Genomic DNA, 22,460 nt, shown 5'->3' with positions numbered 1-22,460 from the left:
ACATTGCCACCCTGCGGTGTCGTGATGCGGCCGAAATTCGAGACGGCGGCGCCAGGACCGCTGAAGTTGAGCCGATCGGCGAGGAAATCCTCATTGCGAACATTGAGCGTGCTGCCGATGAAGCCGCCGACGTCGATCGTGGCGCCCGGACCCACCATGATGCCGGCCGGATTGATCAGCCAGATGCGGCCATTGCCGGTCAGCGTGCCCAGCAGCGAGGACGGGTTGTTCGTGATGACGCGGTTGAGCACGGCCGACGTGCTGGATGGCATCTGGAAATTCACAGCGGCCGCGCTGCCGATATTGAAGGTGTTCCAGTTGATGATTGCCTTGTCGCTTCCCTGGCTGACCGTCATCTGGTTGCTCAGTTGCGAAATGACGGCCTGTCCTGCCACCAGCTGGCCGCCGGTGGGAAGCGCATTTGCCGCGATCTGCGCAAGCGCAGCGGTGGAAAGACCGCCAAGCACGACGCCGGCCAGCGAGCGCAGCGAACGTGCCAGCAATGCTTTCAGCAAGCCGGGCACCCGCTTGCGGGGCCGCCATGTCAGGGTCATGCGACGGCCGCCAAGACGCACCGTCATCACGATCGGCTTGATTGTTGTCCTGCTTGCCTTTTCCATGCTTCCCCCGCTTGCCGGTTCCCTCGCGGGCACCGGCTGCTTGTCACTCGTTGCTTGTCACTCGTTACCGGGTTCGAAACTCAGAATCCGATCATCAAGGCCACATGTCCGCGCCAGTGGCCGTCGCGCTCCTGCGCCAGTGGTCCGGTCTCGACGATGCGGGCAAAATCAGCCCGGATGGCGACATTGCGCCCGCTCGCATAACGCAGGCCCGCGCCGATGCTGGCCACGGTCCCGCGGCGCGGCACTACCGTGCCGCCGACATTGTTGTTGAATCCGGTTGCCAGGTCCTGGAACGCCAGCACCCGAAGCGTGCCGGGAATGCCGGCGCGCGCAGCCAGCTCAGGCGTGTACCACTCGAGGTTCGCCGTATAGCCGCTGTCGGCCGCCAATGCGCGCTCGCTGAAGCCGCGGACAGTGGAGGACCCGGCCAGGCCTATCTGTTCGGCGGCAACCAGCGGGGAGCGGCTGAACTGGAACGTGCCACTGGCCTTGAGCTGCCAGTCGGCAGGCAAGGCCCTGAGCCAGTTGACGCCGCCGCGCAGGATGCGGAAGTGATCCTGGGTAGTGCGGCTGCCGGGGTTGAGGTAGGAATAGCGATCGACGGTGCCGTCCAGGCTGGTATAGCGAGTGCCGCGTGCGATGTTCACGGCAATGCCGAAATTGAAGTCGAGCGACTGCCCCGGTGAGGTGTGCTGCCCCACCCATGTGGCGCTGAGCGGGTTGGTTGTATAGGGAACGCAACTCGATACCGGCGGCGTCGGCGGTGCGATGCTGAGCGGGATGCCGTTGAACGAGCAGCGCGCGTCGCTGTATTTGTGATCCAGCCCCACCACCAGTTTCTCCGTCTGCTGGCCGCGGCGCGGGAAATAGTGATTCCAGCGCACGCCAAGGATATCGCCCTTGCCGACGATAGCCAGCGCGCCACCGAGCGTGGGCGTGCTGCTCGGCGTGTTCACGCTTGAATTGCCGTAGATGAAATCGACACTGTCGCCGATCGAGTAGAGCGGCAGGCGATAGCCAATGCTGTACATGTTCACGTTGACGCCCGAAGGGCTGTCAGGCGAACTCGTGTAGGCCATCGTCATCACGTGGTCGCGACCAAACAGGTTCGCGTGCTGAAAGGCCACGCCAGTACGCCATTTGCCAGTGGCAGGCGTGCCGGTATTGTCTGCGGTGAAGAAAATGCGCTGCGGCCTGACCTCGGTCACCGTCACCTTGGCTTCGACCTTGCCCTCCTGGTCGCCGGCTCCTAGCAGCACCTCGACCTGCTTGGCAGGATTTTCATTCGACAGCTGGATGTTTCCGGACAGGGCAGCGAGATCAGGTACCTGGCGCAGTCGCAGCGAGGGCAGTCCGGCAAGCACGTTTTCGTTGGTGAAATGCAGATTGTCGACCACCGTGATTTTTTCCAGCACCGCCTCGGTAACGCGTATGCGGACCGCCCCGCTGCCGAGCTCCTGCTCGGGAACATGGACCTGCACCGTACTGTAACCGCGCCCCCGGTAAGCAGCTTCGAGGGCTTCCAGCGCTTTCTGGATGTCGCCGTACACCCGCCCGCGGCCAGTCATCGGAGCCAGCAGCGCTTCCACCTCATGGGCAGGCAGCAGCGTGTTGCCCTCTACCTGATAACGCTGGATATCGAAGCGTTCGTCCGCGGCCAGGACGAACGAGGGCAGAACCGCAAGTAGCAGAACGAGAAATGAATACGGGATGCTAATGCCGGGTCGGAAGGACAGCATGCCTGACAGCTACTCCGGATGAAGGGGACGCTGGCCGCCATGCAGCGAAGCTGCGATTCAGGGGACCAGGATGGGGGCTGACAAGGCCAGCCCAATAGTTGCCAGTCTATAACATCAAACGTCCGGTTGTCGAACGGATAATTGCTGACAGAACAATGACATTGTCAGGGAAAACAGGAGGAAACCGGGGGCTTCGTGGGGCGATGGGAGGGGCGATGGGAGACGCGATGGGAAGGGCGATCCGAGGGTCAGTCCAACAGCCAGCGGACAAGCAGGATCATGCCGCCAATACTGACGGCAAACGAAACCAGTATCCATAGCAGGCCGAACAATCGGTTCTTGTTCATCTTTACTTTATCTTTGCAAGAGAATTCCGGAGTTGCCGTCCGGAATGGCATACAAGCAGTCCTCGGTCAGAGGAATGTGATGCGCCAGCGCCAGTGTGTAACAAGCTGTTATTTAGGCAACTTCCTTTGCCCAGCCCGACTATATTGCAGAACACGGACACACTTTGTCGCACGACCTGGTCCTCCCGGCCCCACCCCCCTAAGGAACACGATATGAAAACAAGCAAATTCATTGCCAGTGCAACGATTGCTGTCGCCGCACTTCTCACGGGCTGCAGCTCGACCAGCCAGCCCTCCGACAACTATCCATCCTCGAACACCGCGGCCACGTCGGGCACTGGCCGGGTCGAATCCATACAGCCTGTGTCCACCGAGCGCTCCGGCCTTGGTGTTGGTGCCGTTGCCGGCGGCGTCATCGGCGGCCTGCTCGGCAACCAGGTCGGCAGCGGCACAGGCCGTACCGCTGCCACAGCAGCCGGCGCCATTGGAGGCGCGGTGGTAGGCAACCAGGTGCAGCAACGCAATCGCACCCAGACTAACGCGTATCAACTGGGCGTGCGTATGGACAACGGCGGATACGTCACGGTGACACAGGAAAGTGTCGGCGACATCAGCGTCGGCAACCGGGTACGCGTCGAAAACGGCCGCGCCTATCGCTATTGACCGGATCCGCGTCGAATCATTCAGACCGGAGCCCGCAATAAAAAACCCGCTGCACCTTCTGGCACAGCGGGTCTTTCAGGGCGCCGCGAGGCAGGGTCCGGTCAGACGATACGCACTTTCAGTTCCCCCAGGCCATCGACCGCGCCAACCAGCAGGTCGCCCTTCTTGACGGCAGCAACGCCCTCGGGCGTGCCGGAAAAAATCAGGTCGCCCGGCTGCAGTTCGAAATATTTCGACAGGTGCGCGATCATCTCGTCCACGCTCCAGATCAGCTTCTTGACGTCGCTCTTCTGGCGGTGCTCGCCGTTGACAGTCAGGGAAATCGTTCCCTGCGTGATCAGGCCGGTGTCCTGCACCCGGTGCAGCGGTCCAATCGGCGCGGAAGCGTCGAATGCCTTGCCAAGATCCCACGGACGGCCCTGTTTCTTTGCTTCACCCTGCAGGTCGCGGCGGGTCATGTCCAGGCCCAGCGCATATCCCCAGATATGCTGGGGAGCGTCGGCCACGGCGATATCCTTGCCACCCTTGCCGATCGCGACCACCATTTCCATCTCGTGATGGAGGTCGTTGGTCATCGACGGATACGGCATTTCGCCGACTTGTCCGTTCGCCACGACCAGCAGCGCGTCGGTCGGCTTCATGAAGAAAAACGGCGCTTCGCGGCCGCTATGGCCCATTTCGATTGCGTGCTCGACATAATTGCGCCCGACGCAATAGATGCGCCGCGCGGGAAACATCTGGTCGCTGCCGACCACGGGAATTGCCTGGATTTGCGGCTGGAAAACATATTGCATCACGGGCTCCTTGGGTTTTTGGCCATTATGCCATCGGGCATATGTTGCAGCGCATTGCCATGCAAAGCCCACCTGGAAAAATACCCCTGATTGCGTCTGGTCTTGCCTTGTGAGCCCTTGCACTGCTGCGCAGCGAACGCATATGGAGTGCATTGCCACAAGGAGGTTCGATGCTGCTACGCCTGCGACGCCTGTTGAAATCGGCCGGACGCGATGTGACCCGGCTGTATTACGCATGCCGCAACCCGCAGACACCGCGCGCGGTGAAGCTTGCTGCCGGTCTGCTGCTGGTGTATCTGATCAGCCCGTTCGACCTGGTGCCCGAGGTCGTTCCGGTATTGGGCTTGCTCGACGACATCACCCTCGCCGCATTCGCGATACCGGCCTTGCTGCGCCGGCTACCGCAATCCGCACGCATGCAGGCCGAGGTGGACAGCGAAGCCTTGCTGCGCCGACTTGCCTTCTGGCGCTGAACCGGGCACGGCCGTCCCGGCGCCCGGATCAGGATTCGCCAAGGTAGGCGCGCCGTACGCCCGGGTCGTGCAACCGGTCTGCGGCTTTGCCGGACATCGTCAACAGGCCCGATTCCATCACGTAGGCGCGGTCTGCGGCCTCCAGCGCCTGCAGCGCATTCTGCTCGACCAGCAAGATCGTGACGCCTTGTGCGGAAACCTGGCGCACGACGTCAAAGATGCGCCGGACCATGATCGGCGCGAGTCCCATCGACGGTTCGTCCAGCAGCAGCAGCCTGGGCCGGCTCATCAATGCACGCGCCATGGCAAGCATCTGCTGCTCGCCGCCGGACAAGGTGCCAGCCAGTTGGTGCAGTCGTTCCGACAGGCGCGGGAAAATTTCCAGCCATTGTTCGAGGTCTTTCCCGATCCCGTCGTGGTCGCTGCGGGAATGCGCGCCCATCAACAGGTTTTCCTTGATCGTCATCCGGGTAAACACGCCACGGCCCTCCGGCACCATGGCCAGCCCGCGCTTGACGAGTGCGAACGACGGCACCCGCGCCAGCGGCTCTCCTTGATACAACACCTGGCCCTCTACCCGGGCTTGCGCCAGCGTGTTGGTGATCGCGCTCAGGGTGCTGGTCTTGCCAGCGCCGTTGGCGCCGATCAATGTCACCAGTTCACCCGGATGGACCACCAGGTCGATGCCCTTGACCGCTTCAATGCCGCCGTAGGAAACGCGCAGGTCCGACAGTTGCAGGAGCGGCGCACTCATCGGTTCGCCACCCCGAGATAGGCTTCGATCACAGCTGGATTTTCCTGCACTTGCTGCGGCGATCCCTCAGCGATTTGCCGGCCGTAGTCGAGCACGGTGATGCGGTCGCACAGGCCCATCACCAGCTTGACGTCATGCTCGATCAGCAAAATGCTGGTGCCATCCCGGCGGATGCGCAGCAGCAGTTCACGCAAGCCCAGCTTCTCGGTGGCATTCATGCCCGCCGCCGGCTCGTCCAGCGCGAGCAGCAGCGGGTCTGTCGCCAGCGCGCGGGCAATTTCCAGCCGGCGCTGGTCGCCATATGACAGGTGGCGTGCGGTACGGGTTGCGCTAGGGGCCAGTCCGACGTAATCGAGCAGCGCCAGCGAACGTGCGCGGATTTCCGCTTCTTCGCGCCGTGCTGCCGCATGCCGCAATATCGCGCCGATCACGCCCTGCCGGGTACGCACATGGCGGCCGACCATGACATTCTCCAGGGCCGTCATTTCGCCGAACAGGCGGATGTTCTGGAACGTGCGGGCAATGCCGGCTTGCGCGACCTGGTCGGGCGCATGCGGCGAATACGGTTTTCCCTTGAGCTTGAAGCTGCCGGCGTCCGGCTGGTAGAGGCCGGTAATCACGTTGAACAATGTCGTCTTTCCGGCGCCGTTGGGACCGATCAGGCCCACTATCTGTCCCGGCAGCATCCGCACGCTGACATCGGACAAGGCCTGCAGGCCACCGAAGCGCTTGCTGACATGGGCGATTTCAAGCAGTGGCGTCATCGTCGGCTCAGCGAATGGGCGGCACATTGGCCGTGACGTCATGGCTGGCGGTGGGCCGGTCTTCGGCGCGCGGGGAGGGCCAGAGGCCGGCCGGCCGGTAGAGCATGATGGCGACCAGTGCCAGGCCGTACAGCAATTGGCGCAGCACCTCGGTTTCCAGCAGTACGGTGCCAAACAAGGCCAACTGCACCGGCTCGACCACATGCCGCAGCAACTCGGGCAAGGCGGCCAGCAGCAAAGCGCCCAGCACCACGCCCGGTATGTGGCCCATGCCGCCCAGCACCACCATCGCCACCACGGCAATCGATTCGGTCAATGCGAACGATTCGGGCGAAACAAATCCCTGGAATGACGCGAACATGGCGCCGGCCACCCCGCCAAAAGACGCGCCCATGGCAAAGGCCAGCAGCTTCAGGTTGCGGGTATTGATGCCCATTGCGCGCGCGGCGATTTCATCCTCGCGGATGGCGACCCAGGCCCGGCCCAGCCGGGAATGCTGCAGCCGCAATGAAATGAATATCGTCAGCAGCACCAGGCCCAGGAACAGATAGTAATAAGCATTCACCGAAGGCATCGAGATCGGCCCGACATGGACCATCGCACCGGACCCCGGCTCTCCTGCCAGCGAGACGCCGAAGACACGGATCGGATCGATCATGTTGATTCCCTGCGGGCCGTTGGTGATGTTCACCGGCGCATTCAGGTTGTTCATGAAAATCCGGATGATCTCGCCAAACCCGAGCGTGACGATGGCGATGTAGTCGCCGCGCAATTTGAGGGTCGGCGCACCCAGCAGCGCACCGAACAGGGCCGCCAGCGCCGCACCCAGCGGGACGATGGCCCAGACCGACAAATGGATGCCTTTGGCTGCGATCTCCGGTCCGGCCAGCGCGACTAACGCATTGCCGATCGCCGGATACTGGTTGATGAACGACTCCAGCACGGCGGCGAACTGTGGCGACGCCAGCAGCGCCGTCATGTAGGCGCCCAGTGCGTAAAACGCGATGTAGCCGAGATCAAGCAAACCGGCAAAACCGACCACGATGTTCAAGCCCAGCGCAAGCATCACGTACAACAGCGCCTGATCGACGATACGCACCCAGGAATTGCCGAACGGCGCGGCAATCACCGGAAACACCAGCGCGACGACCAGCAACAGCAGCCACCCAAGCTGGCGCCGGCCAAGAGCGGGGGCGACTGCGGCCGGACGCATTGCAAAAAGGCTCATGCCCGATCCGCCACGCGCTCACCCATCAATCCCGAGGGCCGCAGGGTCAACACCACGATCAGGACCACGAACGCAAAAATATCCTGGTAGTGACTGCCAAGGAATCCCCCCGTCAAATCGCCGATATAGCCTGCGCCCAGGCTTTCAATCAAGCCCAGCAGTATGCCGCCCAGCATTGCGCCATAAATGTTGCCGATGCCGCCCAGCACCGCAGCCGAAAATGCCTTGATGCCGGGCACGAAGCCCATTGCAAACTGCGCCGACGAATAATTGGCCGCCCACATCACGCCCGCCACCGCAGCCAGCGTCGCGCCGATGGCAAACGTCAGCACGATGACACGGTTGGCATCCACGCCCATCAGCCCGGCAATGCGCGGATTTTCCGCCGTTGCCCGCATCGCCCGGCCGATCTTGGTCCTTTCGATCAGCAAAGCCAATGACACCATCGCGATGGCGGCAATCGCCAGCAGCAAAACCTGCGTGGTCGTGATCAGTGCGCCGAAGAAATGTATCGGCTCGCTCGGCATGACTTGCGGAAAGGGCAAGGGATTGCGGCCCCAGATGATCATGGCCAGTGTCTGCAACAGGACCGACACGCCGATTGCCGTGATCAGCGGCGCCAGCCGCGGCGCATTGCGCAGGCGGCGGTAGGCAATACGCTCGATCAATACGTTGACGGCAACGCAAACGGGCACCGTGCCGGCGATGGCCAGCAGCAGCTTGACGATGCCCGGCCACTCCGGCACCAGGACATTGATCCACTTCAGCAAGGTCAGGCCAGTCAGTGCGCCAATCATCAAAACATCGCCATGCGCGAAGTTGATCAGGTTGAGCACGCCGTACACCATGGTGTAGCCCAGGGCGACCAGCGCATACATGCTGCCCAGCACCAGGCCGTTGATGACCTGCTGGATGAAAATATCCATCGTTACCTTTCAGGATCAATGTGCGCAGCGCCATGCAAAAAAAAAGCACGTCCGGTGCGGGACGTACTTTCTCTGCCCTTGCAAGCGTTTGGCATCGCTTCAACGAGATCCGGCAATATCCGTCAAACCCTTGGGCAGCGGAAAAGTGACATGCTCCTCCACACCCTCGAGGGTCCGTACGCTGCGAGCACCGAGCTGCTTCAAGCGAACGATGACCGCCTCGACCAGTATTTCCGGCGCCGACGCGCCGGCAGTCACGCCAACCCGCCGCGCGTCTTCCAGCCATTCAGGACGGATGTCATCGGCGCTGTCCACCATGTAGGCGGGAGCGCCCTTTTTTTCCGCTACTTCGCGCAGGCGGTTCGAGTTGGAACTGTTCGGGCTTCCGACCACGATCACGACGTCGACCTGCGGCGCCATGAACTTCACGGCCTCCTGCCGGTTGGTCGTTGCGTAGCAGATGTCGCCCTTTTTCGGCTCCGCAATCGTCGGGAACCGGATGCGCAGCGCGGCAATCACGTCGGCCGTATCGTCGACCGACAAGGTGGTCTGCGTGACGTAGGCCAGGCGTTCCGGATCGCGCACCTGCAGACGGGCCACGTCGTCTGCCGTTTCGACCAGCAGCATGCCTTCTTCCGACTGTCCCATGGTGCCCTCGACTTCGGGATGTCCGTGGTGTCCGATCATGATGATCTCGCGCTGCTCACGCCGCATCTTGGCGACTTCGACGTGCACCTTGGTCACCAGCGGACAGGTTGCGTCGAACACCTTCAGTCCGCGCAACTGGGCCTCGGCCTGGACTGCCTTGGGCACGCCGTGGGCGGAAAAAACCAGTGTGCTTCCCGGCGGCACATCAGCCAGGTCTTCGATGAACACGGCACCCTTGGTGCGCAGGTCGTTGACCACATAGGCGTTATGCACGATCTCGTGACGCACATAGATCGGCGCGCCGAACTGCGCCAGCGCGCGCTCGACGATTTCAATGGCGCGATCCACTCCGGCACAAAAGCCGCGCGGCTGGGCCAGCAGGATTTCTTTTTCCGCAGTCATAGCACGCCGATGATCCGGACTTCAAAATCGATCGCCTGGCCGGCAAGTGGGTGATTGAAGTCGAACACCGCGTCGTCCTCGCTGCACTCGCGGATCACGCCGGCAAACCGTCCGCCACCCGGCGCCTCGAACTCAACCACATCGCCCACGGCAAACTGCTCGCCTGTGGCCGAATGCTGCTGCAGCATGTCGCGCGTCACGCGTTGCAGCAGCTCCTGGTTGCGCTGGCCGAACGCATCTTCCGGCCTCAGCGAGAAGCTGCGCTGCTCCCCTTCCAGCATCCCGATCAGGCACTGCTCGAGAAAGGGCGCCAGTTGCCCGCTACCCATTTGCAGGGTCGCGGGCGTGCCCGCAAAGGTACTGACGATCTCGCTGTCGCCGGCCGACATCCGGTAGTGCAGGGTGACGTGGGCACCGGGACCGATCGCCGATTGTGATAAAGTTGTCATGAAATTGTGAAATTTGGCTGCTGTGGCTTGGCGCTATTCTAAGCCAGCCGGAAAGTGTCCGCCCGACTGATTGCCTTCACGTTCCCAAAGGCCCGACCATGCGTATTTCCGATTGGCCGATGGCGTCACGCCCACGCGAGCGCTTGCTCAGTAGCGGGCCGCGCTCGCTGTCGGACGCGGACTTGCTGGCCGTATTCCTGCGCACCGGAATCGCCGGCAAAAGTGCAGTCGACATGGGGCGCGAGCTGATCGCCCGCTTTGGCTCGCTCAGGAATCTGTTCAACGCACCGCTGCAGGACCTCTCCGGCGTCGCCGGCATGGGTCCGGCCAAATACGCCATCTTGCAGGCCGCGCTCGAACTGGGCCGGCGCATGCACGAGGAAGACCTGAGCCAGGGCGACGTATTGCAGTCACCGGACTGCGTGCGCGATTTCCTGCGGACCAGCCTGCGGCAAGCCGAGCATGAAACCTTCGCGGTCTTGTTCCTGGATGTGCGCAATCGGCTGCTGGGCTATGAAGAAATGTTCCGCGGCACGCTGACACAGGCCAGCGTCTATCCGCGCGAAGTCGTCAAGGCGGCACTGGCGCGCAATGCGGCCGGCGTGATCCTGGCCCACAACCATCCGTCCGGCGACGCCAACCCCAGCACCGCCGATCTGGCCCTGACTAAAACCCTGCAAAAAGCGCTGCAACTGGTGGACGTCAAGGTACACGACCACTTCATCGTCGCAGGCAATGGCGCCTATTCATTCTCGGAGCATGGCGACCTGTAGCACGCCAATTTCAAAATGTTAAATACACGAGAAATCACGCGTAACCATTTTTCCGCGCAAGTCATTGAATCATTTCGTTTTTTTGGCTATAATCTCTTTTTTCCAATTTTCGTGAACACAGGAGCAAGCAAATGGCACGTGAATGCCAAGTAACCGGGAAGAAGCCAAAGGTAGGCAACCACGTATCCCACGCCAACAACAAGACCAAGCGTCGTCAGTTGCCGAACTTGCAGTGGCGTCGGTTCTGGTCTGAAGAAGAGCAGAAGTTCTTCAAGCTCCGCGTGTCGGCAGCCGGCATGCGCACCATCGACAAAATCGGCCTGGCCGTCGTGCTCGCTGACATGCGCGCTCGTGGCCTGAAGATCGACAGCGCGCCAAAGACGGCAACGTCGGCCGCCTGACCCATTCTTACCAGATAACGAGGAACTAACATGGCTTCGAAAGGCCGCGACAAGATCAAGATGGAGTCGACCGCAGGTACCGGTCACTTCTACACCACGACCAAGAACAAAAAGACGACACCCAACAAACTGGCCATGCTGAAGTTTGACCCGGTGGTTCGCAAGCACGTCGAGTACAAAGAGACGAAGATCAAGTAAGCGATCTTTACCTCAATGAAGAAAGAGCCCTGAAAGGGCTCTTTTTTTATGCTCGTGCTCTTTATTCATGGCACGCCGGCGTACGCCAATGCTTCACCAGTTCATCGCCGACGAGGCCCGACAACTACGCCACCGGATCACCGGAATTGAAAAGGGCGCCGAAGCGCCCTTTGCCGATTCACTTTGCCGATTATGCGTAGCTACGCAGGCGCAATGAAAATTCCTGCAGCGACTTGATCCCTGATTCTTCGGCCCGCTTGCACCAGTCCTGCAACAGGTGCAGCAACTGTTCGCTGGTGAAGTGGGATCGCTCCCAGATCGCCGCCAGTTCGACCCGCATGTCATGCATGGTCTTCAAGGCTTTGCTGTGCGCAAGGAGTTCGCCCAGCTGCTGGCGTTGCGGCGCTTCCAGTTTGGCCGGCTCACGCTGCAACAGCTTGCCGGTGCTCTTCAGGGTGCGCGGCTCGAAATGGCCCTTTTGTTTCAGGTGCTCGATTTCTTCGGCCCAGGCCTGCTTCAGCGTCTTGGCATATTTCGCCATCACGTCGTAGCGGTTGGCAACGACAGCCTGCAAGGTGGCATGGTCTGCCACGGATTTGCGGGTGTCGAATTTCGGCTCGGGCGCGACCTTCTTGACCTTGGCCAGGCCCATCATTTCCAGTATCCGGATATACATCCAGCCGATGTCGAACTCGTACCACTTCGACGACAGCTTGGCCGAAGTACCGAACGTGTGGTGATTGTTATGCAGTTCTTCGCCGCCGATCAGGATACCGATCGGGAATACGTTGGTGGCCGCATCGGTGCAATCGAAATTGCGGTAGCCCCAATAGTGACCAATGCCGTTGATGATGCCGGCAGCAGTGATCGGAATCCACAACATCTGGATCGCCCAGATCGTGACGCCGATCACGCCGAACAAGGCGACGTTGATGATCATCATCAGCGACACGCCCAATATGGAACGACCGGTATAAATTTCTCGCTCGACCCAGTCGTCGGGCGTGCCCTTGCCGTATTTCTCGATGGTCTCGAGGTTTTTCGACTCGGTGCGGTACAGTTCGGCGCCTTCCAGCAGCACTTTCTTGATGCCGCGTGTCTGCGGGCTGTGCGGATCGTCTTCGGTTTCGCACTTGGCGTGGTGCTTGCGGTGCACGGCGGCCCATTCCTTGGTGACCATGCCGGTGGTAAGCCACAGCCAGAACCGGAAGAAATGGCTTGGAATGGCGTGCAGGTCCAGCGCCCGGTGCGCCTGGCAACGATGCAGGTAGATTGTCACTGCCGCGATCGTGATGTGTGTCACGACCAGCGTATAGATCACAACGTCCCAAGCGCTGCCGCCGGTGATGCCGTTTGCCGCAAAATCAAGCACGCGGTCGAATACTGCGTTCCAATTCATTCCTGCTCCATGTGGTTGGCCTGTTCCGCGCAAACCGCGGCCAGATCGTCGTTCGCCCGCTATTCTACCTGCTTTTTACGCTAAGTCGTCCAAAGGAGCCGCTTTGCCAAGCACGACCCGAGCCGCCTCAGGCGCGGTTTGGTCGCCAGAAACGATCCGGATGTCACGTTGCGGGTACGGAATATTGACCTTATTGTCTTTCAGGACTTTCCAGATTGCCATGTTGACATCGGACGTCAGGTTGCCGCGGCCGTTTTCGGGGTCTTCCAGCCAGTACCCGATTTCCAGGTCGAGTCCGTCCGCACCGAAACGCGTGAGCAGGACCAAGGGCGCAGGCTCGGCGCAAACACGTGTCACATTGGCAACAGTGGCGCTGAGCAGGGGAAACAGCAGGTCCAGGTCGGTTTCATAGCCCACCGTCACATTGCTCGCCACCCTGACCTTCCGGTCGGTCAGCGAATAATTTTGTACCACCTGTGACACCAGCATGTCGTTGGGCACCACGGTTTCCGCACCGTCGGGGCCGCGCAACACCGTGTAACGCGAGCTGATGCGGGTAACCTGTCCCTGGTGTTGATCTACCTTGACCATGTCCCCGAGCGCCAGGCTGCGCTCAAGAAGGATGACGAATCCCGCAAAATAGCTGCCCGCAATTTTCTGCAGGCCAAGGCCGAGGCCGACGCCCAGGGCGCCGCCAAACACCGACAGCACCGTGAGGTCGATACCGACCAGCGACAGGCTTAGCAGGACAGCGACCAGGATCAGCAGCGCCCGCACGGCGCGCGCCATAACGGCGCGCAACGACGAATGCATGGTTTCAACCCGCATCAGGCGTTCTTCGAGCAATGCGCCGATCCAGAGCGCGAGCAACAAGGTTGCTGCTACGGAGGCGACAGCCTGCACGACGACCAGAAGGCTGACCTTGTGGCGACCGATCGGAATCAGCGTTTCATCGAAAAAGCCCAGCAGCTGCGGCCATAGCCCGGTGATCCAGGCGGCCACCGCTACCCAGATCAGCAACGCAAAAACCGTTTCGAACATGCGCAGGAAGCTGCCGACGTTGCCGCTGCGGGCGAATATCCGCCTCAACACATAGAACACCGCACGGATCAGGGCCGACGAGGCCAGCAGCGCAATGGCCAGCCGCAAAAGACTGACGTTGTACCAGTTGGCAAGCACCGGCTTGACCAGCAACAGCAAACCGGCAGCCAACAGTGGCGCAAACACAGCCGATAGCGGGCGGATGCCAACGCCAACCAGCGTTGCCTGTTCGTGCTCCTTGAGCGAGCGGCGCGCCAGCCAGGTGACGGTCCAGGCGATTCCGACGCAAACCGCGATCGCGACCAGTTGCCAGACGACCCGAGGATCCTGCAGGTCGGCCAGCAGCTCAGTCCAGATGCCGTTTGCGAAGAACTTCATTCCCTGGCCGGTGCTTCAGCAGTTGATTCAACAGAGGTTTCGGCGGCTGTATCGGCAGGCGCATCGGGGGTCGCGTCCGCTGCTTGGCTCACCGGTTCGGCAGCCGATTCGGCAACCGCCGCCTTCAGGGCTTGTCGCTGCATCACGGCAGCAAAAAACCCGTCGGTACCATGCACGTGCGGCGACAGTTTCAGGTAGTCGCCCATCTCCAGCGCGATCTTCTGTTCGGCCAGCACGGCGCCCATCGGCCGCAGCGCAAATTCGGCATGCGCTGCCAGGAATTGCGTCACGATGTCTTCGTTCTCTTCCTCCAGGATGCTGCACGTGGCATAGACCAGGGTGCCGCCTGGCTTGACCAGCCGCGCCGCGCTGGCCAGGATGCTGGCCTGTTTGGCCGCCAGTTCCTGCAAGCCTTCGGGGTTCTGCCGCCACTTGATGTCCGGATTGCGCCGCAGCGTACCCAGCCCGCTGCATGGCGCATCGATCAGTACCCGATCGATCTTGCCGGCCAGGCGCTTCACCTTGGCGTCGTTTTCATGGGCAATCACGACCGGGTGCACGTTGGACAGGCCGCTACGCGCCAGTCGCGGCTTGAGTTTGGCGAGCCGCTTCTCCGACACGTCGAAGGCGTACAGCCGTCCGGTGTTGCGCATTGCCGCACCCAGGCCAAGCGTCTTGCCGCCAGCGCCGGCACAGAAATCGACCACCATCTCGCCGCGCTTGGCGCCGACCACCTGGATCAATAGCTGGCTGCCTTCATCCTGCACTTCGATGGCGCCTTGCTGGAACAGCGCGACATGCTGCAATGCCGGCTTGGCGCCGAGCCGGATGCCCAACGGCGAATACGGCGTGGGCACGCAATCGATATGCGCGGCAGTCAGCGCCGCCAGCACATCGTCCCGGTTGCCCTTGAGCGCATTCACCCGCAAGTCCAGCGGCGCGGGCTGGTTCAGGCCGTCGGCAATTGCCCCTGCTCCTTCTTCGCCGAACTGCCGGGTCAGGCGCGCCAGCAACCATTCCGGCAAGTTCAACCGCAGTGCCAGCGGCAGCGCGTTGCGGTCGACCTGCATCACGCGGGCCAGCCATGTCGATTCGAGCTCCGCCAATCCACCGATGGCTTCCACGCCGACCGTATCGGCCATGCCGAGCAGCGCCATGCGGCGCATGGCAGCGCCGCTGCCCGATTCCGCGAGATTGGTGTAGACCAGACGGTTGCGCAACACCGCGTAGACGGCTTCGGCGACGGCGGCCCGCTCGCGCGGTCCCAGCTTGGGACTTTCGCGAAAATAACGGGATAGCACCGCATCGGCAGGGCCGATAAAGCGCAGGATCTCGCGCAGTACGGCTTCGGTACTATTTGCAACCAGCGGGGACAATCTCATGCGTGCTTCCTTGGTGTAATAACGTCGATCAGGCGCTGCCGGTGTTGGCAGCGCCTGGCGCCAGCATCACCCGGCCCTGGACGATCCGAAGCCGCCCCTCGACAAAATGGCGCACGGCGCGAGGATAAATGCGATGTTCCTGTTCCAGCACCCGCCGGGCCAGCGTTTGCTCGCTGTCATCGGGCAAGACCGGTACAACGGCCTGGTCCACGATCGGTCCGACGTCCAGTTCGGCGGTGACGAAATGCACCGTCGCACCGTGAAAGCGCACCCCGGCTGCAATTGCCCGGGCATGGGTGTCAAGGCCCGTGAACGCTGGCAGCAGCGACGGATGGATATTGAGGAGCCGGCCTTCGTAATGCGCGACGAATGCAGGCGTCAGGATGCGCATGAAGCCGGCCAGTACCACCAGGTCCGGCGCATGACGGTCGATTTCCCGCTGCAGGGCGGCATCGAAGCTGGCGCGATCGGCAGATCCGCGCGATGCGACGACGGCGGTCGGCACGCCATAGCGTGCGGCCACCTCCAGTCCCTTCGCATCGGGCCGGTTGCTGATGACGGCGACCACCGACGAATCCCATTTTTCCCGGCGTGCCGTCTCCAGGATGGCTTCCATGTTGCTGCCACGGCCCGAGATCAGGATGACGATCTTTTTCATGGCGCGCATTGTACCCCGGCCAGCACTGCCAGCCGAGCCCGGCTGGCAGGCAAACGATCAGGAACTGCCGGAATGGCTACTGGAATGAATAGAAGACGCGGAATGCGACTTTCTTGTCCGCCCAAAAATCGGCCGCATCGCGAAAGACATCGAGCAAGGTCTCGCGCGCCTCGCGATCGAACTTGGGCGTGTTGGGAAGCTGTTCCAGCACAACCAGGAAACCCGGCTGGCGCCCGGCCTTGTACATCATGCTGGTCAGGCAATCGGACAGCGCGTCGAAATTCTTGCCAAAATGCTTTGGAAAGTGGAAAGCCGATGCCAGCAAGGTCAGCACCTGATGCTTGGTTGCTGCATCGCCACAATAAGCGTAGAGGAAATGCTGGCCAAGTCGTGCCGCCTCGGCCTGCAATTCCGCCAGGCGAAACGCGCGGATCGACTGCACCGTATTGGACGGCACATTGCACAGCAGTTCCTGCTCACGCAGTTCTGCCTTCGGTTCGAGGTGCGAGTGATCTTGGACCACGAAGCTGTAAATGTTCACTTCTTACTCTTTGATGCGCCTGAACGACGCATAGTGATTAGTCGTGTAATACAACTCACGGGTGGTTTTCCAGTCGCCGCCGGCGACAATCCGGCGCGCGCCGCGGCTGGCCAGTCCCGGTGTTTTTACGGTGAATTCATGATAATACCCCCGCTTTTGCTTTGGCAAAACCCTTTCATAGTTGCCAAACACGCTCCCATCCTTTGGATAGGGGAAGGGTCCGCCCTGCCGCATCAGCTTTACTGTCTCGCGCGCCTCGGCCGGCAGCTCATGCCAGCCAATCGTGGCGTCTCCCTGTGGCTCACGCGCTGTTGCGATGCAAAATTGCAACATCAACAGCAATCCGGCAAAGAGCAGGCGCCATGGCCGGCTCCGGGGCTTGCCTGCGTTATTTTGACCGATCTGCATTCTTGGACTTTCCTGACACATATTGTTTCTTTACTTACGGGATCGCGGCTGACGGTCTGCGCGCATCAGCGTTAAATGAGTGTGCAGTCAACGAAAGGAGATCTCATGAAAAACGCAATCAAGCTCATCGTCGGTTCAGCCGGCGCAGCATTCTTGTTCGGGTTGGCGCCTTTGGCGCAGGCGCAAGGATATCCCGATGTCAGCTGGTCCATCAACGTCGGCACGCATGGTCCGGTGTACGCCCCGCCTGCCGTGGTCTATGCGCCGCCTCCGATGATGCGGCCCCGTCCGGTCTATGTGGCCCAGGCGCCGGTGCGCTATTACGCCCCGGTCGCCTATTACGGCCCTCCGGCCTGGGCATATCGCGGGCACCCACGCTGGGACAGGCATTGGGGCCATCGCGGTCATGGACGCGACGACTATGGCCGTGGAGGACGTGACGGGCATGACGGACGCAATGGACACGACGGACGTGGCGGACACGACGGCCGCGGGCATCGCTAGAACTGGCGCCGCGACAGCAGTCACGCGCCGGCCCGGCGCGCTGCCTGCCCGACATGGCCAAGCGCGAAGAAGGCAATGACTTCCTCGCGCTTGGCCATGGTGTCGTGCATGCCCAGCGCCACCAGTTCCCTGGTGTAGCTTTCCTCGAACAACAGGTACGACGCCAGCGCCGCGCCGCGCACTTCAGTGCCACCGACGCCGGCCAGCAAGACACGGACCGGCCGCGGCAGGTGATGTACATGCCGCGCTGCGATGTCATCCAGGCGCAGCGACGGTGAAATCACCAGCATTTCGACCTGGCGCAGGTCGGTGCCGCGGCGCTGTTCGGGGCTCAGCAGGGACAAGGTATGGTTGATCCGCATCGAGCGCTCGATGTCGATTGCCAGCGCATCGAGGAAAATGCCGGACAGGGCATGACCGCCGATCTGCGCCAGGGTCGGATAGGGCGCACGCTCGGGCAGTGCGCGCGGCGGCTCCACCAGCCGGCCCGCACCAATCACCAGTACGCGGTCGGCGCCCAGGTGAATGGCAGGCGAGATCGGCGACAACTGCCGCATCGAACCGTCGCCGAAATATTCGCAACGTCCCTCCCGATACAAGGGAATCGCCGGAAAAATCAGCGGAATCGCCGCCGACGCCAGCAAGTGTTCGACCCCGATCTGGGTCGCTTGCGCCACCCGTTGCGATCGCTGCCAGGGCACGATGTCACCGTGCGACTGATAAAACGTCAGGTGGGTGCCTGAGGTATACGACGACGCCGACACGGCCAGTGCATCGAGCGCGCCCGATTCCAGCGCCGCATCGAGTCGCGGAAAATCCAGCAGCCGGTGCAATAGCGTGACCAGCGGCGTGTTGTCGAGCAGTGATGCCGGCGGACTGGCGTGCCAGCGCCGCAGCAGCCAGCCAAACGACAGCAAAGACAACCAGCGCGCGCCGGAGCGCAATACGCCCAGCGAATCGGCGCGATACACCTGTTCAGCGCGAAAGTGCTCCCACACTGAAGACAGCCGCTCGACCGCCTCACCGAAGTTATCGGCGCGACAGGCCAGCGCAGCGGCGTTGATGGCGCCCGCCGAGGTGCCGCAAATGATCGGGAATGGGTTGCAGGAAGGGTCCCATCCCGCCTCGTCGAGAATCGAGGCGATCGCCTTCAACACGCCGACCTGATATGCCGCGCGCGCCCCGCCTCCACTGAGAATAAGACCTGTTTTTACCTGCATGGCCACAGGGTAGCAGCGGCCCGCCACGTTGCACAACCTTGTTGATCCGGCTAACAAATCGCCTCGCTTGGCAGGGCTGTCGGCTGTCCGCGCCTGGCCTGGGTGCCAGCCTCAATCGCCCATCGCCACGCCCTCGCGGCGCGGATCGGCGCCGGCGAACCACTGATGATCGGCGCCCGATCCGATACGCTGGATGCCGTGCAATCCTGATGTCTGCGGCGCAGACACGATCACATGCCCGCGCGCGCGAAGGGATTCGGCCAGCGCCGGCGAAAAACGTCCTGCCTCCAGCTCGGTCGGCCCGTTGCGGCTGCCGAAGTTGGGCAGATCGATGGCCCGTTGCACATCGAGCCCCCAGTCCAGCACGCCCACCAATGTCTTGGCGACGTAATTGATGATCGCCGGACCACCCGGCGAACCGATCACCAGCGCCAGGGCGCCGGTGTCGCGCTCGAACACCAGCGTCGGCGCCATTGCACTGCGCGGACGCTTGCCCGGCTCCACCCGGTTCGCTATCGGTCCGTTGGCGTCGGCCGGGAGAAAGGAAAAATCAGTCAACTGGTTATTGAGGAGGAAGCCGTGCACCATCAGCCCCGCGCCAAACGCCCGCTCGATGCTGCTCGTCATGGCCACCGCCCTGCCCTGCGCATCGACCACCGAGATGTGCGACGTCGATGACGAGCCCGCCGAGCGATCATCTCCTGCCGCCAGCGGCACGCCCAGGGGCTGGCCCGGCGGTGCATGGCCCAGCGAGGACTCGACAATCAGCGCCGCGCGTTGAGCCAGGTATTGCTTGTCCAGCAAGGCACGCGCGCTACCGCCGGGCAGCGACACGAAGTCGGTATCGGCGACATAGCGCGCGCGGTCGGCATAGGCCAGCCGGCCTGCTTCGGAAAACAGGTGGATTGCCTGCTCGCCGGGTTGCCCGGCAAGCGGTGCCAGCCGGCCGATGTCGGTTCCTTCCAGCATGCCCAGCATCTGCAGCACGGCAATACCGCCGGAGGAAGGCGGCGGCATGCCGCATACGCGCCAGCGCCGGTACTCGCCGCACACCGGTTCACGCTTCACCGCACGGTAGGCCAGCAGGTCGCCTTCGCGCAACAGCCCTGGATTGCGCGCATGGGACGCAACTTTTGCCGCAATGGCAGCGGCAATTTCGCCGCTGTAAAAAGCCTGCGCGCCCTCGGCTGCGATACGCCGCAAGCTGCGCGCCAGCGCCGGATTCTTCAGCAAATATCCGGCTGGCCGTGGCTGGCCGTCGCTGCTGAAAAAATAGGCGGCTGCGTCGCTGTCTTCGCGCAGCGTGGTCCGTTGCCTGAGCAGCGCCGCAAGCCGTGCACTGACCGGAAAACCCTGCTCCGCCAGCTTGATGGCCGGTACAAACAAACTGGCCCCGGGCAACTTGCCGTGTTCGCGATGTGCCTGCTCCAGCATGCGCAGCACGCCTGGCGTGCCGACCGCGCGGCCGCCGGCCATCGCCGCGCCGAACGCCATCGGTGTGCCGTCGGGCCGCAGGAACAGGGCCTGTGTGGCGCTGTGCGGCGCGGTTTCCCTGCCATCCCAGGCCTGCACCACAGGGCCGTCGGCATGCAGCAGGAAAGCGCCGCCGCCAATGCCCGACGATTGCGGCTCGACCAGGGCAAGCACCATCTGGATCGCAATGGCGGCGTCCACTGCCGAGCCGCCCTGCGCAAGGATCTCATGGCCGGCACGCGCAGCCAACGGATGGGCGGCCACCGCAATGAAGCGGCGCGCAGTCCAGCCCGGCTTGGCCGACCAACCGCTGGCGGCTTCCGGCACATTGGCGTCGGGCGCCACGGGCGTGGCCGCACAAGCTGCCAGCCAGGCCAGGCAAGACGACACTACACCGATGCGCAACCATCGCAACATGCCTGCTCCGCAAAGACAGGAGGCAAGCAGGACGCTTGCCTCCGTTACCGGTCCTGCAGCCAGGACTTACTTGGGCTGCATGCGGATCGCACCGTCAAGGCGGATCACTTCACCATTGAGCATGCAATTTTCGATGATGGTCCTGGCCAGGTGGGCGAACTCGGACGGCTTGCCCAGGCGCGGCGGGAACGGCACCATCCGGCCGAGGGCGTCCTGCACTTCCTGTGGCATGCCCAGCAACATCGGCGTCTCGAAAATTCCCGGCGCAATCGTCATGACCCGAATGCCGTTGCGCGACAAATCGCGCGCCATCGGCAGTGTCAGGCCGGCCACCGCCGCCTTGGAAGCGCCATATGCCGTCTGGCCGATCTGTCCGTCGTAAGCGGCCACCGATGCCGTGTTGATGATGACGCCGCGCTCGCCATCGGCCGACGGCGCCGTAGCGGCCATTGCCTCGGCAGCCAGCCGCGCCATGTTGAAGGTGCCGACGATGTTGATGTTGATCGTGCGCTGGAAAGCTTCCAGCGGATGCGGGCCATCCTTGCCCAGCGTACGCACGGCCGGCGCCACGCCCGCGCAGTTGATCAGCCCGCGCAGCGTACCCAGCGACAGCGCTGCAGCCACCACGGCACGGCCGTCTTCCTCGGAAGTGACATCGCACTTGACGAACTTGCCCTTGAGTTCTGCCGCCAGCTTCTGGCCGGCGTCCACCTGCACGTCGGCCAGCACCACGCGGCCACCCTGCTGCACCACCATGCGCGCCGTCTCTGCACCAAGGCCGGACGCGCCGCCGGTAACGATGAATACGTTGTCCTGAATTTGCATTGTTTCCTCTTGTCTACCTGAATAAAAATCGTTCTACCCGAATTGTGCCATTGTCGCAGGCATTAAAAAAGGCAGCCGAAGCTGCCTTTCTCCGAAGCTGTGGCCCTTACTTCGAGGCTGCGGCGCCGCTTGCAGCGGGCATCGGTGCGGCCGGCATTGCTGGCGCCGACATTGCTGGCGCCGGCATTGCTGCGGCGGGCATTGCTGCTGCAGGAGCAGGAGCAGCAGCGGCAGGCGCCGACACCGCAACCGGCTTCACGACCGCCGGTCCAGAGCCGATCACACCCGTCATCGGCAACAGCGGCACGATCAGCAGTGCAACGATGTTGATGATCTTGATCAGCGGATTGACCGCCGGACCTGCCGTATCCTTGTAGGGATCGCCCACGGTGTCGCCGGTAACGGCGGCCTTGTGCGCCTCCGAACCCTTGCCGCCGTGGTGGCCGTCTTCGATATATTTCTTGGCATTGTCCCAGGCGCCGCCACCGGTGGTCATCGAGATCGCGACAAAGATGCCGGTGATGATTGCACCCATCAGCACGCCACCCAGCGCAGCAGGTCCGAGCAGCAGGCCAACCACGACCGGCACGACCACGGGCAGCAACGAAGGCACGATCATTTCCTTGATCGCGGCCGAAGTCAGCATGTCCACTGCCTTGTCATACTCCGGCTTGCCGGTGCCATCCATGATGCCCTTGATGTCGCGGAACTGACGCCGCACCTCGACCACCACCGCACCTGCAGCGCGGCCGACGGCTTCCATTGCCATGGCGCCGAACAGGTAGGGAATCAGTCCGCCGATGAACAGGCCGACGATCACGCGCGGCTCAGACAGGTCGAACGACACCTTGTGGCCCACTGCTTCCAGCGCATGGGTGTAGTCGGCAAACAGCACCAGTGCAGCCAGGCCGGCGGAGCCGATTGCATAGCCCTTGGTCACTGCCTTGGTGGTATTGCCCACAGCATCCAGCGGATCGGTAATGGCACGTACGGATTCCGGCATGCCCGCCATTTCGGCGATGCCGCCGGCGT

The 22,460-nt window shown here is 62.5% G+C and carries 25 protein-coding genes; 6 read left to right on the top strand and 19 right to left on the bottom strand.

Annotated elements, in window-relative coordinates:
- Positions 1-620 (bottom strand): filamentous hemagglutinin N-terminal domain-containing protein (locus tag Q7T64_RS14265; protein WP_304797047.1); only part of this gene is annotated, 620 nt, incomplete at its 3' end.
- A gap of 80 nt (positions 621-700) precedes the next feature.
- The gene (locus tag Q7T64_RS14260) at positions 701-2,362 is read right to left on the bottom strand and encodes a ShlB/FhaC/HecB family hemolysin secretion/activation protein (protein ID WP_304797045.1); all 1,662 of its coding nucleotides are present in this window, start codon (positions 2,360-2,362) and stop codon (positions 701-703) included.
- Positions 2,363-2,922: 560 nt separating this feature from the next.
- Here Q7T64_RS14260 and Q7T64_RS14255 point away from each other — a divergent pair.
- Complete coding sequence (locus Q7T64_RS14255; RefSeq protein WP_304797043.1) at positions 2,923-3,372, top strand: glycine zipper 2TM domain-containing protein; 450 nt, start codon at positions 2,923-2,925, stop codon at positions 3,370-3,372.
- 101 nt (positions 3,373-3,473) lie between these two features.
- Here the strand turns inward: Q7T64_RS14255 and Q7T64_RS14250 are convergent, their stop codons facing one another.
- On the bottom strand, positions 3,474-4,166 hold the full coding sequence (locus tag Q7T64_RS14250) for a fumarylacetoacetate hydrolase family protein (protein ID WP_304797041.1): 693 nt from the start codon (positions 4,164-4,166) through the stop codon (positions 3,474-3,476).
- 170 nt (positions 4,167-4,336) lie between these two features.
- Here Q7T64_RS14250 and Q7T64_RS14245 point away from each other — a divergent pair, with 170 nt between their 5' ends.
- Positions 4,337-4,639, top strand: coding sequence for a YkvA family protein (locus tag Q7T64_RS14245; RefSeq protein WP_304797039.1), 303 nt, complete (start codon positions 4,337-4,339; stop codon positions 4,637-4,639).
- Positions 4,640-4,667: 28 nt separating this feature from the next.
- Here Q7T64_RS14245 and Q7T64_RS14240 read toward each other — a convergent pair whose 3' ends face one another.
- From Q7T64_RS14240 to Q7T64_RS14215, 6 genes are all read right to left on the bottom strand, one after another.
- Complete coding sequence (locus Q7T64_RS14240) at positions 4,668-5,393, bottom strand: ABC transporter ATP-binding protein (protein ID WP_304797036.1); 726 nt, start codon at positions 5,391-5,393, stop codon at positions 4,668-4,670.
- Entirely contained in the window at positions 5,390-6,157 is a 768-nt protein-coding gene (locus Q7T64_RS14235; RefSeq protein ID WP_304797034.1) for an ABC transporter ATP-binding protein, read from the bottom strand. Before Q7T64_RS14235 ends, Q7T64_RS14240 begins: the two co-directional genes overlap by 4 nt.
- A gap of 7 nt (positions 6,158-6,164) precedes the next feature.
- Positions 6,165-7,385: an ABC transporter ATP-binding protein gene (locus Q7T64_RS14230; RefSeq protein WP_370653335.1), complete on the bottom strand. Its 1,221-nt coding sequence runs from the start codon at positions 7,383-7,385 to the stop codon at positions 6,165-6,167.
- The gene (locus tag Q7T64_RS14225; protein WP_304797032.1) at positions 7,382-8,311 is read right to left on the bottom strand and encodes a branched-chain amino acid ABC transporter permease; all 930 of its coding nucleotides are present in this window, start codon (positions 8,309-8,311) and stop codon (positions 7,382-7,384) included. Before Q7T64_RS14225 ends, Q7T64_RS14230 begins: the two co-directional genes overlap by 4 nt.
- A gap of 99 nt (positions 8,312-8,410) precedes the next feature.
- Entirely contained in the window at positions 8,411-9,361 is a 951-nt protein-coding gene (ispH, locus tag Q7T64_RS14220) for a 4-hydroxy-3-methylbut-2-enyl diphosphate reductase (protein WP_304797030.1), read from the bottom strand.
- On the bottom strand, positions 9,358-9,810 hold the full coding sequence (locus tag Q7T64_RS14215; protein WP_304797028.1) for a peptidylprolyl isomerase: 453 nt from the start codon (positions 9,808-9,810) through the stop codon (positions 9,358-9,360). The genes ispH and Q7T64_RS14215 overlap by 4 nt, the downstream gene beginning before the upstream one ends.
- 98 nt (positions 9,811-9,908) lie before the next feature.
- Here Q7T64_RS14215 and radC point away from each other — a divergent pair, with 98 nt between their 5' ends.
- The 3 genes from radC to rpmG all read left to right on the top strand — a co-directional run bounded on the left by radC (position 9,909) and on the right by rpmG (position 11,182).
- On the top strand, positions 9,909-10,583 hold the full coding sequence (gene radC / locus Q7T64_RS14210) for a DNA repair protein RadC (RefSeq protein ID WP_304797026.1): 675 nt from the start codon (positions 9,909-9,911) through the stop codon (positions 10,581-10,583).
- 131 nt (positions 10,584-10,714) lie between these two features.
- Positions 10,715-10,984, top strand: a complete 270-nt coding sequence (gene rpmB / locus Q7T64_RS14205; RefSeq protein ID WP_304797024.1) for a 50S ribosomal protein L28 — start codon at positions 10,715-10,717, stop codon at positions 10,982-10,984.
- A 30-nt stretch (positions 10,985-11,014) separates the two neighbouring features.
- Positions 11,015-11,182 (top strand): 50S ribosomal protein L33, encoded by a 168-nt coding sequence (gene rpmG / locus Q7T64_RS14200; RefSeq protein WP_304797022.1) that lies wholly within the window; start codon positions 11,015-11,017, stop codon positions 11,180-11,182.
- Between the two features lie 190 nt (positions 11,183-11,372).
- On the opposite strand, the gene Q7T64_RS14195 is transcribed toward rpmG, so the two are convergent.
- The 6 genes from Q7T64_RS14195 to Q7T64_RS14170 all read right to left on the bottom strand — a co-directional run bounded on the left by Q7T64_RS14195 (position 11,373) and on the right by Q7T64_RS14170 (position 16,914).
- Positions 11,373-12,581, bottom strand: a complete 1,209-nt coding sequence (locus Q7T64_RS14195) for a fatty acid desaturase (protein ID WP_304797020.1) — start codon at positions 12,579-12,581, stop codon at positions 11,373-11,375.
- A 75-nt stretch (positions 12,582-12,656) separates the two neighbouring features.
- Positions 12,657-14,000: a mechanosensitive ion channel family protein gene (locus Q7T64_RS14190; RefSeq protein ID WP_304797018.1), complete on the bottom strand. Its 1,344-nt coding sequence runs from the start codon at positions 13,998-14,000 to the stop codon at positions 12,657-12,659.
- Complete coding sequence (locus tag Q7T64_RS14185) at positions 13,997-15,382, bottom strand: RsmB/NOP family class I SAM-dependent RNA methyltransferase (RefSeq protein WP_304797016.1); 1,386 nt, start codon at positions 15,380-15,382, stop codon at positions 13,997-13,999. Before Q7T64_RS14185 ends, Q7T64_RS14190 begins: the two co-directional genes overlap by 4 nt.
- A gap of 28 nt (positions 15,383-15,410) precedes the next feature.
- Positions 15,411-16,040: a phosphoribosylglycinamide formyltransferase gene (gene purN / locus Q7T64_RS14180; protein WP_304797014.1), complete on the bottom strand. Its 630-nt coding sequence runs from the start codon at positions 16,038-16,040 to the stop codon at positions 15,411-15,413.
- 76 nt (positions 16,041-16,116) lie between these two features.
- Positions 16,117-16,509: a barstar family protein gene (locus Q7T64_RS14175; protein ID WP_304797049.1), complete on the bottom strand. Its 393-nt coding sequence runs from the start codon at positions 16,507-16,509 to the stop codon at positions 16,117-16,119.
- Positions 16,510-16,584: 75 nt separating this feature from the next.
- The gene (locus tag Q7T64_RS14170) at positions 16,585-16,914 is read right to left on the bottom strand and encodes a ribonuclease domain-containing protein (RefSeq protein WP_304797012.1); all 330 of its coding nucleotides are present in this window, start codon (positions 16,912-16,914) and stop codon (positions 16,585-16,587) included.
- Between the two features lie 180 nt (positions 16,915-17,094).
- Here Q7T64_RS14170 and Q7T64_RS14165 point away from each other — a divergent pair, with 180 nt between their 5' ends.
- Positions 17,095-17,493 carry a hypothetical protein gene (locus Q7T64_RS14165; RefSeq protein ID WP_304797010.1) on the top strand — a complete coding sequence of 133 codons (399 nt, stop codon included), beginning with the start codon at positions 17,095-17,097 and terminating at the stop codon, positions 17,491-17,493.
- 20 nt (positions 17,494-17,513) lie between these two features.
- Here the strand turns inward: Q7T64_RS14165 and Q7T64_RS14160 are convergent, their stop codons facing one another.
- The 4 genes from Q7T64_RS14160 to Q7T64_RS14145 form a co-directional block, all read right to left on the bottom strand.
- Positions 17,514-18,713, bottom strand: a complete 1,200-nt coding sequence (locus Q7T64_RS14160) for a patatin-like phospholipase family protein (RefSeq protein WP_304797008.1) — start codon at positions 18,711-18,713, stop codon at positions 17,514-17,516.
- A gap of 111 nt (positions 18,714-18,824) precedes the next feature.
- The gene (gene ggt, locus Q7T64_RS14155; protein WP_304797006.1) at positions 18,825-20,603 is read right to left on the bottom strand and encodes a gamma-glutamyltransferase; all 1,779 of its coding nucleotides are present in this window, start codon (positions 20,601-20,603) and stop codon (positions 18,825-18,827) included.
- Between the two features lie 66 nt (positions 20,604-20,669).
- Positions 20,670-21,428: a 3-hydroxyacyl-CoA dehydrogenase gene (locus Q7T64_RS14150; protein ID WP_304797004.1), complete on the bottom strand. Its 759-nt coding sequence runs from the start codon at positions 21,426-21,428 to the stop codon at positions 20,670-20,672.
- 106 nt (positions 21,429-21,534) lie between these two features.
- On the bottom strand, positions 21,535-22,460 hold a 926-nt coding region (locus tag Q7T64_RS14145; protein WP_304797002.1), incomplete at its 5' end, for a sodium/proton-translocating pyrophosphatase.

The organism is Lacisediminimonas sp., assembly GCF_030645335.1.
Taxonomy (GTDB): domain Bacteria; phylum Pseudomonadota; class Gammaproteobacteria; order Burkholderiales; family Burkholderiaceae_D; genus Lacisediminimonas.
This window is presented reverse-complemented; position numbering and strand designations above follow the sequence as displayed.